12 protein-coding genes are annotated in these 13494 nt (G+C 43.4%); all 12 read left to right on the forward strand.

Annotation, left to right across the window (positions count from 1 at the left end; translation table 11 throughout):
- Position 1 precedes the first annotated feature (1 nt).
- The 12 genes from AB6E85_RS17120 to AB6E85_RS17175 all read left to right on the forward strand — a co-directional run bounded on the left by AB6E85_RS17120 (position 2) and on the right by AB6E85_RS17175 (position 13467).
- Positions 2-1177 carry a tetratricopeptide repeat protein gene (locus AB6E85_RS17120; RefSeq protein ID WP_372143334.1) on the forward strand — a complete coding sequence of 392 codons (1176 nt, stop codon included), beginning with the start codon at positions 2-4 and terminating at the stop codon, positions 1175-1177.
- Positions 1167-2891 carry a GspE/PulE family protein gene (locus tag AB6E85_RS17125; protein ID WP_048614829.1) on the forward strand — a complete coding sequence of 575 codons (1725 nt, stop codon included), beginning with the start codon at positions 1167-1169 and terminating at the stop codon, positions 2889-2891. The genes AB6E85_RS17120 and AB6E85_RS17125 overlap by 11 nt, the downstream gene beginning before the upstream one ends.
- Positions 2892-2903: 12 nt before the next feature.
- Positions 2904-4127: a type II secretion system F family protein gene (locus tag AB6E85_RS17130; protein ID WP_048609623.1), complete on the forward strand. Its 1224-nt coding sequence runs from the start codon at positions 2904-2906 to the stop codon at positions 4125-4127.
- A 3-nt stretch (positions 4128-4130) separates the two neighbouring features.
- Positions 4131-4586: an MSHA biogenesis protein MshF gene (locus AB6E85_RS17135; RefSeq protein ID WP_372143335.1), complete on the forward strand. Its 456-nt coding sequence runs from the start codon at positions 4131-4133 to the stop codon at positions 4584-4586.
- 79 nt (positions 4587-4665) lie between these two features.
- On the forward strand, positions 4666-5241 hold the full coding sequence (locus tag AB6E85_RS17140; RefSeq protein WP_372143336.1) for a prepilin-type N-terminal cleavage/methylation domain-containing protein: 576 nt from the start codon (positions 4666-4668) through the stop codon (positions 5239-5241).
- A gap of 35 nt (positions 5242-5276) precedes the next feature.
- Positions 5277-5753, forward strand: coding sequence for a prepilin-type N-terminal cleavage/methylation domain-containing protein (locus AB6E85_RS17145; protein WP_059021602.1), 477 nt, complete (start codon positions 5277-5279; stop codon positions 5751-5753).
- A 147-nt stretch (positions 5754-5900) separates the two neighbouring features.
- Positions 5901-6398, forward strand: a complete 498-nt coding sequence (locus AB6E85_RS17150; protein ID WP_372143337.1) for a Tfp pilus assembly protein FimT/FimU — start codon at positions 5901-5903, stop codon at positions 6396-6398.
- Positions 6395-6757 (forward strand): prepilin-type N-terminal cleavage/methylation domain-containing protein, encoded by a 363-nt coding sequence (locus AB6E85_RS17155; protein ID WP_017062961.1) that lies wholly within the window; start codon positions 6395-6397, stop codon positions 6755-6757. The genes AB6E85_RS17150 and AB6E85_RS17155 overlap by 4 nt, the downstream gene beginning before the upstream one ends.
- Positions 6757-7479 carry a PilW family protein gene (locus tag AB6E85_RS17160; protein ID WP_017062960.1) on the forward strand — a complete coding sequence of 241 codons (723 nt, stop codon included), beginning with the start codon at positions 6757-6759 and terminating at the stop codon, positions 7477-7479. The genes AB6E85_RS17155 and AB6E85_RS17160 overlap by 1 nt, the downstream gene beginning before the upstream one ends.
- The gene (locus tag AB6E85_RS17165) at positions 7469-7927 is read left to right on the forward strand and encodes a hypothetical protein (protein WP_059021596.1); all 459 of its coding nucleotides are present in this window, start codon (positions 7469-7471) and stop codon (positions 7925-7927) included. The genes AB6E85_RS17160 and AB6E85_RS17165 overlap by 11 nt, the downstream gene beginning before the upstream one ends.
- Positions 7924-12273: a DUF6701 domain-containing protein gene (locus tag AB6E85_RS17170; RefSeq protein ID WP_372143338.1), complete on the forward strand. Its 4350-nt coding sequence runs from the start codon at positions 7924-7926 to the stop codon at positions 12271-12273. The genes AB6E85_RS17165 and AB6E85_RS17170 overlap by 4 nt, the downstream gene beginning before the upstream one ends.
- Before the next feature lie 150 nt (positions 12274-12423).
- Positions 12424-13467 (forward strand): rod shape-determining protein, encoded by a 1044-nt coding sequence (locus AB6E85_RS17175; protein ID WP_017062957.1) that lies wholly within the window; start codon positions 12424-12426, stop codon positions 13465-13467.
- Positions 13468-13494: the final 27 nt, after the last annotated feature.

The raw sequence follows: 13494 nt of genomic DNA on the forward strand, positions 1-13494 counted from the left end.
TATGAGCGTCATTAACAACGCCTTGTCTGAATTGGCAAAGAAAAAATCAGCGACTTCGATTGAAGCGGCAGTCGTACCTAAAGTAAAAACGCGTTCCCCCCTAGTTTGGGTTGTTGCGGGTTTTACTTTGAGCTTAGCGATGGGCGGCTGGGCGATATCGCAAGGCCCTGTGATTGAGCAGTCTATTGTTGATCAGTCAATCTCAACTCGAGACCTACAGGTTCAAGTCTCTGTCGTTGATGATTCAAATGGTATTCAGGAAGTTGCTCAACCTATCTCATCGCCAACTAAGAAATTGGTGACGCTAGACTCAGCAAGCCTTTCAACAGAAAACACTACAATGGTAAAAAGCGCTAAAGCTAAGCCAGTTGTATCTGACTCGGTTGTTGCGTCTGCCCCAAAAGCGACAAAACAACAAACACCAGCTAAACCTCTAAGCGCGCCTAAAGCGACTAATACTGACATCCCCCAACCGGTTTACGTTGCTAGTGTGGCCAAAAAAGATCCTGCGTCTACCTCTAATGAGCCTATAGCCTCTGGTGGTTCAGAAAATAGCGGGATGTTGATCGAGCAGGTTGAGCTAACTCCGGAACAGCTATCTGTGAATGCACAAGGTCGAGCTCAGAAAGCGCTTGATGCAAACGATCTTACTGGTGCGTTGAAGGGCTACACTGAAGCTCTACGCTACACGCCACGAAATGAAGATGTTCGCCAGAAACTTGCGATTCTCTATTTTGGTAAAGGCGATACTCGCAAAGCCTATGAGCTTTATCAGTCTGGTATCAAGCTCAACATCAACAGTGAAAAACTGCGATTAGGGTTATCAAAACTGCTGGTTAAAGCGAATCAATCAGAAGCGGCTTTAAGTCCGTTAATACATTTGCCCCCGAACCCTACCCAAAATTACTTGGCGATGCGTGCGGCGTTGAGTCAAAAATCTCAGCAAGAAGAAGTGGCATTGGAAAGTTACCAAAAGTTGGTTGAGGTCGATTCAGATAATGCTCGCTGGTGGTTAGGCTTAGCGATTCAGCAAGAACGCCAGCTCGATTTTAAATCAGCTAAAGCGTCATACCAAGGTGCCTTAACCCGAGTCGGTATCTCATCTCAATCACAAAGCTTTGTGCGTGACCGGTTAAAAATACTCAATGCTTTAGAGGAGAGCGGCGATGCAAATTAGATTAAGAAAAAGACTTGGTGATTTGCTTGTCGAAGAAGGCATTATCACTGAGGCTCAAGTTGAACAAGCACTGGCCGCTCAGAAAAGTACTGGGCGTAAGCTCGGTGATGCGTTAATTGAGCTTGGCTTCTTGTCAGAACAACAAATGCTGAGCTTTTTGTCGCAGCAGTTAGCGATTCCTCTGATTGATTTAAGCCGAGCCGTTGTCGATGTTGAAGCGGTACAGCTTTTACCAGAAGTACATGCTCGTCGCCTTCGTGCATTGGTTATTGGACGCCAAGGTGACACTTTGCGTGTTGCAATGAGTGACCCAGCCGATCTGTTTGCCCAAGAGTCTTTGCTTGGTCAGCTCGGCGATTACGCGTTGGAATTCGTTGTTGCTCAAGAGAGGCAATTGGTTGATGGCTTCGATCGCTATTATCGAAGAACCAAAGAGATTGCCTCGTTTGCTGAGCAACTTCACGCTGAACACCAAGTTAATGATGCCTTTGATTTCGATATCGCTGAAGAAGACAGTGATGAAGTTACCGTCGTTAAGCTGATCAACTCGCTATTTGAAGATGCTATTCAAGTTGGTGCTTCGGATATTCATATCGAGCCAGATTCAAACGTATTGCGTCTTCGTCAGCGTATTGATGGTGTGCTGCATGAAACATTGCTGAATGAGGTGAATATTGCTTCGGCACTTGTACTGCGCTTGAAGCTGATGGCAAACCTCGATATCTCAGAGAAACGTCTTCCTCAAGATGGTCGCTTTAATATCCGAGCTAAAGGTCAGTCGGTTGATATTCGTATGTCGACCATGCCAGTACAGCACGGTGAATCAGTGGTTATGCGTCTTCTTAACCAATCAGCAGGCCTACGTAAACTAGAAGAGTCGGGTATACCGAGTGATCTGTTGGTTCGTTTGCGTCAACAACTGCGCCGCCCACATGGCATGATTTTGGTAACCGGCCCAACCGGTTCTGGTAAAACCACAACCTTATACGGCGCGTTAAGTGAATTAAACGAACCGGGTAAAAAGATCATTACCGCGGAAGACCCGGTGGAATACCGCCTTCCTCGTGTGAACCAAGTTCAGGTAAACCCTAAGATCAACCTCGATTTCTCGACTATATTGAGAACCTTCCTACGTCAGGATCCCGATATCATTCTTATTGGTGAGATGCGTGACCACGAAACCGTTGAGATTGGCTTGAGAGCTGCACTGACCGGTCACTTAGTATTAAGTACGCTGCATACCAATGATGCGGTAGACAGTGCGTTGCGTATGATGGATATGGGTGCTCCTGGTTACTTGGTGGCGAGTGCGGTTCGAGCAGTAGTCGCACAACGATTAGTTCGTAAAGTGTGTACCGATTGTAAGGTTGAGGATGAGTTAGATGAACCTCGCAAGCAGTGGCTGAGCGTCCGTTTCCCTAACCAAGTGGGTGTGCCGTTTATGAAAGGGCGTGGTTGCCAGAACTGTAACTTAACCGGTTACCGCGGGCGAATTGGTGTATTTGAAATGTTGGAACTAGAGCAAAACATGATGGATGCACTGAGAGCGAATGACGCGGTAGGTTTTGCTCAAACGGCGAGACAGTCTGAAAACTACAAACCGTTACTGGCTTCTGCTATGGAGCTGGCTCTGCAAGGTGTCGTGAGTCTTGATGAGATAATGCATCTTGGTGAAGGCGATGCGTCTGGTGCCACTGACCCAATTTATCTGTAGGGGTAGAATGATATGCCAACGTATCGTTATGTAGGTCGCAGCTCTGATGGTAGCCAAGTAAGTGGGCAATTAGACGCGAATAACGAAGATCTTGCTGCTGAAAGCTTGATGAGTAAAGGGATCATTCCAACCTCTATCAAATTGGGTAAAAGTGGTGGTTCAGTCTTAGATATGGATGTATCGAGTCTGTTCTCGCCGAATGTTCCGCTTGAAGTCTTGGTTCTGTTTTGTCGACAGTTATACAGCCTAACCAAAGCCGGTGTACCGCTATTACGGTCGATGAAAGGCCTAACTCAAAACTGTGAAAATAAGCAGTTGAAAGCCGCCTTAGAAGAAGTGGTTGCAGAGCTTACTAATGGTCGTGGCTTAGCAGCATCGATGCAGATGCACCCAAAGGTATTTAGTCCGTTGTTCGTCTCGATGATTGGTGTTGGTGAAAATACCGGTCGTCTAGATCAGGCATTGTTGCAATTAGCTGGATACTACGAACAGGAAGTTGAGACTCGCAAACGAATTAAGACTGCGATGCGTTACCCAACATTCGTGATCAGTTTTATCTTGATCGCAATGTTCATTCTTAACATCAAGGTGATTCCACAGTTCTCAAGCATGTTTGCGCGCTTTGGTGTCGATTTGCCGCTGCCAACTCGTATCTTGATTGGTATGTCTGAGTTCTTTGTGAATTACTGGGGCTTAATGCTTGGCGTGATCTTTGGTCTTATCTTTGCTTTTAAAGCGTGGGTTAAGACAGACAAAGGGCTCGAGAAGTGGGATCGATTACGCTTAAAAATGCCGGTCATTGGCGGAGTGGTGAATCGAGCACTGTTGTCACGCTTCTCGCGTACTTTTGCTTTGATGCTAAAAGCCGGTGTTCCACTGAACCAGTCGCTAGCGTTATCGGCGGAAGCCTTAGATAACCGTTTTCTAGAGTTGCGAGTTCAAGCGATGAAGTCGGCCATTGAAGCCGGTAGTACGGTTTCATCGACCGCGATTAACAGCGAAATTTTCACACCGCTCGTGATACAAATGATCTCCGTCGGTGAAGAGACGGGTCGTATTGATGAGCTATTACTTGAAGTGGCTGATTTTTATGACCGCGAAGTCGATTACGATCTGAAAACCTTAACCGCCAGAATTGAACCCATTTTGTTAACCATCGTTGCGGGCATGGTGCTGATTTTGGCGCTAGGTATCTTCTTGCCGATGTGGGGAATGTTGGATGCAATCAAAGGCTAGGGAATGCTAAATAACCTACAACGCTCACGTTTTGTTATTTGGACTGTGGTTATTCTTTTTCTTACTGTCGGTGTGCTTTCGGCATTCAAAACGGTAGAAGAAGAAGCGACTAACACGGCATTTATCGTCGCGAGCAAGCGGATTCTTGAACAAGCCAATTTGTTCAAACAGCAGTATTTGTTATCGGGTGTTGGGCAAGAAGAAGGCTCGGAACCCTCAAAGGTCTATAGCAGAACTGGATGGATAATGCCTATTCAAGGTACGGAGCGAGACTGTAACTATTGGCTGGATCAATTATATCCTCAAGGGAGCATTTTAGGGCTAAGCTCTCCAAGTGTTGAAGATAAAAGTGATAACATACACTTTCACTGTAGTTATCATTATCCTGATAAATATCAGATAGATGTATTACTTGAAAGCGAAAGGTTTAGTGTGAAAGCCAATATTTTGGCTTTGTGAAAATATTGACAGTTTTTTTATGGTTTTATACGAGTGCGAATGTATAATGCGCGTTAATAATTAGATGAGTAGGTAGAAAATGCTTAAGAATCAAAAGGGTTTCTCCCTTGTCGAATTAGTCATAGTGATCGTAGTCGTTGGTTTATTGGCGGTAGCCGCTCTACCTCGCTTCTTAGATGTGACAGATGAAGCCAAGAAATCAAGCATTGAAGGCGTTGCTGGCGGCTTTGCGACAGCAGTACTGTCGGCAAGAGCCCAGTGGGAAGCAGAAGCTAGGCCATCAGAGAAGATAGGTGTTGAAACATACAATACTGTAAATTATGATGGTGTTGATTTTTGGTTAACGAGATCAAAGAGCAGTAACAACGTCGAGACCGACTTTCGTGATGGCTATCCGTGGACTCTGAACAATAATTCTGGTACTGCGCCACAAGATATTTCAGATGAAACATGTTCTGAGTTGATGGAAAACTTGCTGCAAAATCCACCTAAAGTAGGTGCGGTTTCAGATGTCGCTAATGACTCAAATTACAAATATTCAGCGCAAGCGAATTCAGGTGATGCAACCTGTACTTACGTTCAATTGGAAGGTAGTACAGAGCATGAATTTGTTTACGAAATTAAAACTGGTCGTGTGACCGTAACTTTGCAGTAAGTCTGCGTAAAATTAAACATAGAGAGAGCTTAACTATGAAAAGACAAGGCGGTTTCACCCTAATCGAACTAGTGGTTGTAATTGTTATTCTAGGTATTCTTGCTGTAACTGCGGCACCACGCTTCCTAAACCTGCAAGATGATGCTCGAAATGCATCACTTCAAGGTTTGAAAGGTGCGGTTGATGGCGCAGCAGGCATTGTTTACGGTAAGTCAGCTATTGAAGGCGAAGAGTCTGTATCATCAGGGGAGGCTGTTGAAGGCATTGCTACCGCATTTGGCTACCCAACAGCAACGTCTGCAGGTATTGTTGCTGCTGTAACTGGCTTGGGTACAGACTGGACACAAGTTACTGGTACGGTTTCAGGTGCATCAGCAGATAGTATTAGTTTTGGGTTTAATGCTACAGATGTAACGTGTGTGGTAACTTATAACCAAGCAACTGGTACAACCGCAGATACAGCAGCAACAACATTTGTTACTGTTGGTGATGGTTGTAACTCAAGCAACTAAAGCTCTTGTTGCGAATTGAGGCCAGCTTTGCTGGCCTTTTTTATTCTAGGAATAAACTAATAAATCTCTAATATTCACAATAGATATATTCATTGTTTTTATTCTATCTTGTAATGTAGAGCTGCGATTGAGCTACTTAGGGTGTATATGGACATAAAGCCAAACAAAGGTTTCACTTTAGTTGAATTGATTGTGGTGATTCTTTTACTTGCTATTATTTCAGCTACAGCTATTAGCCGATTTGGTGGTCGTCAAGTTTATGAATTGTATGCCCTTCAAGAACAGACATCTTCTGTCATCCGGCAAATTCAGCTCAATAGAATGCAATCTAATATGGATATGTCTGTGTCAGGTGCTGAAAACTTACGTTTAGTGGCTGCGAATAATTGTATCGGTTCGCAATCTGCTTGTGACAACACATCTGAAACAAGAAGTGATGTTATTGCTAGTGATGATTATAGTTTCTCGTCTGTACCTACCTCTAGCTACTCTTCTCCAATCGAATTCAACCTTTTAGGTAACCCTGAAAATACTGCCTCATCTGGTGTTCAAATTACTATCTCATCTAATAATAGTTCTGACAGAGCTTGGGTTTGTATCAATTCTCAAGGTTTTGTTTATCCAAGTAATCAGGTATGCCCATGAAGTACGTAAATAGTGGCTTTACGCTTATCGAGTCGATCATTGTTATTGTACTACTTGGTTTTGCAATGCTCGCATTTTCTACTTTTCTTGCACCACAATCCGCGCTTTCAGGGCAAGTGAATTATTCCAACCGAGCTTCAGCATTAGGTCAAAGTATTATGACCGATCTTTTAGCTCGAGATTACGGCTCGGTGAGCTCCGGCACTCCAATTGAACTCGGCAGCACTTACACTAATTTTGATGTGGATTTGGTCGTTACTAACGATACGCCAACTACATCTATGCAGAAATTTACCTTAACAATTACCGCAAGCAATAATCCTCCTATCACTTTAGTCGCTTATAAAGGGGAGTATTAATGAAAGGGAAAGGGTTTACTCTTATAGAGATGATTTTAGCTATTGTCATCTCAAGTATCGTTTTGCTTGGTGTCGCAAATTTTACTGAACTCGGTATGAGAGGCTATTTTGGCTCTGTAGAGCGCTTTCGGCTACAAACCGAAGCTAGGTTTGTACTGGAAAAGCTTTCGCGTGAAGTGAGGCATGCTGTACCTAATCTGTTTCCTGCTTCTGTAAGTAGCGGTTGCGTATCATTTTATCCAATTGTTGATTCAGGTTTTTACGCTACCTCGGGGGCAGACATTAACTTTCTAGTTAGTGATACTGGAGCGACAAGTAGTTCATTACAATCTATGTCATTGGTTATAAATCCGACTAGACCACATACGGATATCAACAACCTAAATAATGTATACCCTCTTGATAGTGTGGTTCCTCCGAGCGTATCTGCTGCATACTTTTCTATTCCAAATGGAGCTAACACTCTTGTCAGTGAATCTGTAGGTAAAAGGCACTACATTTTTGACTCAAATAACCTTGTGGAGTATTGCCTTGCGAATAGTAATTTACTAACTCGTAATGGTGTCACAATAAGCGATCGAGTTATGAGTGAGAATAGCACTCTGAGTTATCAACCTGCGGATGTTCAGAGTAACGGTGTTGTTGAGTTGATTCTCGAGTTTGCAGAAAATAATGAGTCCACAGTGTTTGAACAAGATATACAGGTGATTAATGTCCCGTAAATCAACCCAAAAAGGTAGTGCGTTAGTCATTGTCATCTTTGTTATCGTGGTGCTTGGTTTCTTAGCGACAAGTTTGAGTCGAACGAGTTGGTCTGATAATGATTCAAACACTCGAGTTGTACTTGGCACACAAGCTTGGTTGCTCAGTCACTCTGTTAATGAATATGTTATGACTCAGTTTTATCCGGATCCTGATCCTCAGGCTTCTTCTGCTGTTGCTAGTGTTTGTAGAAGCAATGATCTCCAACCCGGAGGTGGGATTTTTACGGTAGCAAGCTCTATGGTTGATACGGCTTCGGTGAATTGCTCTCTTGAGCGAGTGCAGTGTTCCAATCGAGGAGAGCTTGATGGCTTTGTTTTCTATGTTCTAGAGTCTTCGGTAATTTGCGGTTCTGGTGTGAGCCAAGTGCAACGTAATCAAGAACTTTGGGTGAAGGAGGCTGAATGAAGCATCTTAGTATAACATTTGCGCTGCTATTTTTTTCTTTTCCTGCTTTCGCAGATTTTTCTTCGTCTCAATGTAGCTCACTTCATGCTGGAGATGATTTTTCCGTATGGTTTAAATTATCCCCTGCATCGGGGGGAGATACTATCTATGCGACGAAAAGAAATGGCGGTAGCCCTACGCCAATTTGGAGCAATGATAGTGGCGTTCGAAACCCTGTCATTGATGATAATGAAACATTAAATGGTGAGTTTTATGAAGTTTGGCTTGAATATGAAAGTAGCTCGAATAAGTCTGGATGGCTAACTTATAATTTATGGGAAGGAAGCTCTTGGCGACAAGTTGGCTCGCCTCAATTTGCTGACCTTTCAGGGCTTTCTGCAGCGATTGCTGTATCGGGAGATGGAGCTAGTGAGATTCAGTGCGATGATGATATAACTCAACCACCACCAAGTTATGTTTCGCAAGCGCAGTACCAGTTTGGAATCGCGCAATGTGCAGGCTCAGAATGTAAGATTCCTCTAAATAAACCCTTCACGAATACACCACTTGTGTTCGTGATGCCTACTATTGCTTCTAATAATCCTGACTTAGATGCCCCAGCATCGTTAATGGTTACTAATGTAACTAAAACGGAAGCCACTATCGAGCAGGTAAAAGCGCCTAAAAACGGTTGGGGTCCTGATTTAAATAGTCAACCAATGACAGAGGTAAGTTACCTTGCCATTGAACCCGGTGTTGCTGATTTTAATGGACATCAAGTAATTGCGGGTTACATAGAGACAGATGAAGCAAGTGCAAAGTTTGGTTCAAACGATAATGATAGAGTTCTCTACAGTGATTTTGGTGGAGGTACATTTTCTTCAAACCCAGTCGTGTTACATCAAATCCAAACTCGGAATAACAGTACGAAATGGATGACATCAGGAAAGGTAAAAAGAACTAATGAGCGATCTTATGTCGATCTATTTTTAGAGCTTAGTGCTTCTCACAACAGTAATCTCGATTATGAAGATGAAAAAATAGCTTTTTTAGCAACATTACCAACCAACTCCAATCTTGCAGTCGATGGTTACAAGGTTCAATTTTCAAGAGGGTATGATACACCCAGTCAAAACGGTGATGACCCAATGTTGGATGGCTGTGAGGATAAGTATGCTACCACCTCTCTAACGAATGTTGATGGAATCATCGCCAATAAACAAGAGCGGGCTGGTGGACACGGAGGCTGGTTGCGTCGATGTAATATCAATAACGATCAGGTTAGTTTTGTTGTCGATGAAGACTTTAGAGACCGCACGCATATACCTGAAGAGGTTGGTTACTTTGCTTTTGAAATTGACGATATTTCAATTGATATTTGTGAAATATTTCCTGCTCCAGCGAGTTCTTGGAAGAATAATTCTCAGGTAACATTCAATAATGCCCCCAACTTTCCTAATGGTGAGCCTTTGAAGTATTTCATCGGCGGATGGAGTGGTGAATCTTGCTCTCCAAGCGAAAGTAATTGCCAAGATATCAGGATGGGGTTTGACCGATTAACTGATTATTCTAATTACCAGTACACATGTCAGACTGGTACTTGTGTTACTGGGGGGGAAAAGGTTGACGCAAGTAAACTCCCCTCAATTAACTTTCCAGAGTTAAATGGTGATGTAGTATTCAGCAACTCAAGACCTGATGAAATTGATCAGACCGGAAGTTGTGAGGCTGCTTTAGTAGGGGATACATGCCACCCAGCAGGGCAAGGCGATGGCGTGATCAATATAAACGTGGATCTTAATTCACTAACTTTAGCGTATGGTGGTTCTGATTACCCAGTTGAATACCGATTCCCAGCGAATAAAAAAGTGTATATCGGAAATCTTACATCTAATAGTTCAAATGTTACTTTGGCGGTTGGAGCAAATACCTATCATTATTTCAAGACACTAAAGTTTAATAGTACGAATAATACGATTAAGGTGAGTTCTAAGTCGGCGATATTAATAAAAGATTCATTAATCTTTAATAGCCCGGCAGACGTGAACAATGATCACGTTAGTGATGATTTGATTTTCTATGGCCCTGAGGCTGATGCCACATTCAACATCGCATCAGGTGCAATAGTTAATGCGCATATTTTATTTGATTCGATCCAGTTTAATAATGGTGGAACGATCGGAGGTTCAGTTATAACCAATAGCTTAACCATACATGATGCCAATACCGTGATCTTAGGACAGAATAGTTGTTACAGCCCCCCCGCTAGTTATCAATTGGATTTAAGCCCAAATAAAGACTTCTCTTTATTGTGTGAAACTCCACAAGTGACAGTCACCGTAACTGATTCTCAAGGGAATCCAGCCACTGAGCAAGTTGAAGTTTATATTACGACACCTACCGGCATAACCGTTGATAGTGTTATTGAGGGACGCCATAACGGTGGCAACTCTTATTCGACAAATTCATCAGGGATATTAACGCTCGGTTTGGATGCTGACTCAATTGGGACTTATAAAATTGAGGCTGAATTGGCGTCAGACTCCAATCAAAGTGACTCTGGCGACTTTTTAGTATCGCTATACAAATTTGAAGCGAGCGATGTGTATGCCATTGCGGGTGAGGATGCTGAATTCACTCTTAAAGTCCTTGCATGTAAAAATGACTCAGTGACACCTGTTTCCGGCTACAGCGGCATTAAAAATCTAGATATTTCTCAGTTTACATTGCTAAAGCCATCGCTTAGTGAGGGGGCTCAAGATGGAGGGCTGCTAGTTTCTGGTGATGGCGGAACTACCTGGAGCAACTCATCAACAACATTTGATTTTACAGATGCACAAGCGAGTCCAAATGGAAAACTCAATTATGATGAGTCTGGTTCTGTTAGTTTTACGTTATCGGACCCCGACTTTGAATGTCCTACTGACTATGATTGTGAAGATAATGAAGGTGGGGATTTAGACTCACTAGAGGGTGTCGTTAACGTTTTTGTTCGTCCGTGGAAAATTGCGATTTGTGATATAAAAGAGGCGTCTGTAACAACAAATTCAAATCCAGCAACGACGACTGGAAGTCCCGGGTTCATGGCTTCGGGTGAGAACTTCTCTATCAAGTATCGACCAATTGTATTTGGTAGTGGAGACGAGTGTAATTTAGATGTAACTACTAACTATGCACTAGATTCCGGTCCTATCAATGTGTCTTTTAAATTGGTTTATCCCAACATTGTTGATGACAATTTAAATATAACACCAGCGGTGGTAGGGCCGTTTGATAACTCTTCCGAACTTGTGATTTCAAATTATTTATGGGATGAAGTCGGCTCTGTGCAATTTAAGACAAGTGCTACGTATCTGACTATGGTTCTAAATGAAGATACGGAGATAGTAGGTCGCTTTTATCCAAAATATTTCACCACGATAGGTACTCCGATTTGGGATTATCCGGGTGGTGGAGTCAGTGAGCAAAGTTTTGCTTATATGAATCAACCATTCGATGGTGTCGAATTTGAAGTCGAGGCGCTAAATGCTCTAGGTGGGGCGCTTAAAAACTATGCTTCATTTGACTCCACTTCGGTTGATTTAACAGCTGGTTTTTCATTGTTTGAAGCAAGTTTTGGAAATCGTTTTAACTCTCCAGTACCTAATAAACAGTGGGCTCTTTCAGGTGTTCGAAGCATCGGTACTTTTACCGTAGTTGGAAGTAACTCAACAAACGATTGTGATGCGGAACTATGCCTCGAAAAGTTACTAACCGCTGATAATTATGAAGATGGCCCTTATAATGGCGCAACAGGGGCTGTGACTGATATATCAATTACTCATACTGGCTCTGCAGATGATGACCCGGTTGCGTATCTGAATGAAGGAGGGAGTAGAGATCCTCAACGCCTAACTGTGCAGCCTGATATTCGCTTTGGTCGAATGGACTTAGACGATGTTGGTGGCAATTCAGGAGCAACAATTACTATTCCTCTAAGAGCGGAGTATTGGAATGGCAGCCGCTTTGTTCTTAATAAAGATGATAATGCTACAAACGTCGCAGCTTCTACGAGTGCTAGCGATGTTATTTGGTCTGAAAATGATAGCCCGACAACTACAGCAACACTCGCTGATGGTGGTCCCGTTTCTGGCGGAGAGTCTCGTAGCCTGACGGCTTCTCAAGGTGAAGGTGTAAATGTCCGTGAGCAAGTGCAGTTGTGGCAAAGTATGGATGATACTCCATGGCTCAGATACGATTGGGATAGCGATAAGATTTCGGATGAGGAAAATGGAGAGCAAGATCCATCCACCGTCATCACATTTGGTATCTACCGCGGTAACGATCGTGTGATCTACCGGGGTGAAAGTGGCTTAACAGGTCAGTAATAATATAATTTTTGCCCCTTAAGTTAGGAATCTGTAAGAAATTGCGGGTTTCAGTCCATGTTTGTACTTCAATGCCTTGCCGTAACAGCAAGGCATTGGTACATTTAGTGCAATTTTTGTCTTCTAATTCTTGCAGGATGAGCGAAGAATATGTTTAAAAAACTTCGTGGCATGTTTTCAAACGACCTATCGATTGATTTAGGTACAGCCAATACCCTTATTTATGTAAAAGGCCAAGGCATTGTTCTTGATGAGCCTTCAGTTGTAGCTATTCGCCAAGATCGTGCGGGTTCTGCAAAGAGTGTCGCTGCTGTTGGCCACGCTGCTAAGCAAATGCTTGGTCGTACGCCTGGTAACATTTCAGCGATCCGTCCGATGAAAGACGGTGTAATTGCCGACTTTTACGTAACGGAAAAAATGCTTCAGCACTTCATCAAACAAGTGCATGACAACAGTGTGCTTAAACCAAGTCCTCGTGTTTTGGTTTGTGTACCTTGTGGTTCAACGCAAGTTGAGCGTCGTGCTATCCGTGAATCAGCGCTAGGTGCTGGTGCTCGTGAGGTTTACCTAATCGATGAGCCAATGGCTGCTGCGATTGGTGCTGGCCTACGTGTCTCTGAGCCAACAGGTTCAATGGTTGTTGATATCGGTGGTGGTACTACTGAAGTTGCGGTTATCTCACTAAACGGTGTGGTTTACTCGTCTTCTGTACGTATCGGTGGTGACCGTTTTGATGAAGCGATCATCAACTACGTTCGTCGTAACTACGGCAGCTTGATCGGTGAAGCGACAGCAGAGAAGATCAAACACGAAATCGGTTCAGCTTACCCAGGCGATGAAGTCGAAGAGATCGAAGTGCGTGGTCGTAACCTTGCTGAAGGTGTGCCTCGTAGCTTTAGCCTAAACTCAAACGAAATCCTTGAAGCACTTCAAGAGCCTCTATCTGGCATCGTATCTGCAGTGATGGTTGCACTTGAACAGTGTCCACCAGAGCTGGCTTCTGATATCTCAGAAAACGGTATGGTACTAACAGGTGGTGGTGCACTGCTTAAAGACCTTGATCGTCTGCTAACTGAAGAAACAGGTATCCCTGTTGTTGTTGCAGAAGAGCCATTAACGTGTGTTGCTCTAGGTGGCGGTAAAGCTCTAGAGATGATCGACATGCACGGCGGCGATCTGTTCAGCGAAGAATAATATCTAGTGTTAGGCTCTTTTCTTATC

It is taken from the genome of Vibrio sp. 10N.247.311.51 (genome assembly GCF_041467855.1).
GTDB classification, from domain to species: Bacteria; Pseudomonadota; Gammaproteobacteria; order Enterobacterales; family Vibrionaceae; genus Vibrio; species Vibrio coralliirubri.

Excerpts from the sequence above, each read along its gene's own strand:
- AB6E85_RS17145 (WP_059021602.1), top strand. The coding sequence starts at position 5,277 with ATGAAAAGACAAGGCGGTTTCACCCTAATCGAACTAGTGGTTGTAATT.
- AB6E85_RS17165 (WP_059021596.1), top strand. The coding sequence starts at position 7,469 with ATGTCCCGTAAATCAACCCAAAAAGGTAGTGCGTTAGTCATTGTCATC.
- AB6E85_RS17155 (WP_017062961.1), top strand. The coding sequence starts at position 6,395 with ATGAAGTACGTAAATAGTGGCTTTACGCTTATCGAGTCGATCATTGTT.
- AB6E85_RS17125 (WP_048614829.1), top strand. The coding sequence starts at position 1,167 with ATGCAAATTAGATTAAGAAAAAGACTTGGTGATTTGCTTGTCGAAGAA.
- AB6E85_RS17150 (WP_372143337.1), top strand. The coding sequence starts at position 5,901 with ATGGACATAAAGCCAAACAAAGGTTTCACTTTAGTTGAATTGATTGTG.
- AB6E85_RS17120 (WP_372143334.1), top strand. The coding sequence starts at position 2 with ATGAGCGTCATTAACAACGCCTTGTCTGAATTGGCAAAGAAAAAATCA.
- AB6E85_RS17140 (WP_372143336.1), top strand. The coding sequence starts at position 4,666 with ATGCTTAAGAATCAAAAGGGTTTCTCCCTTGTCGAATTAGTCATAGTG.
- AB6E85_RS17130 (WP_048609623.1), top strand. The coding sequence starts at position 2,904 with ATGCCAACGTATCGTTATGTAGGTCGCAGCTCTGATGGTAGCCAAGTA.
- AB6E85_RS17160 (WP_017062960.1), top strand. The coding sequence starts at position 6,757 with ATGAAAGGGAAAGGGTTTACTCTTATAGAGATGATTTTAGCTATTGTC.
- AB6E85_RS17135 (WP_372143335.1), top strand. The coding sequence starts at position 4,131 with ATGCTAAATAACCTACAACGCTCACGTTTTGTTATTTGGACTGTGGTT.
- AB6E85_RS17170 (WP_372143338.1), top strand. The coding sequence starts at position 7,924 with ATGAAGCATCTTAGTATAACATTTGCGCTGCTATTTTTTTCTTTTCCT.
- AB6E85_RS17175 (WP_017062957.1), top strand. The coding sequence starts at position 12,424 with ATGTTTAAAAAACTTCGTGGCATGTTTTCAAACGACCTATCGATTGAT.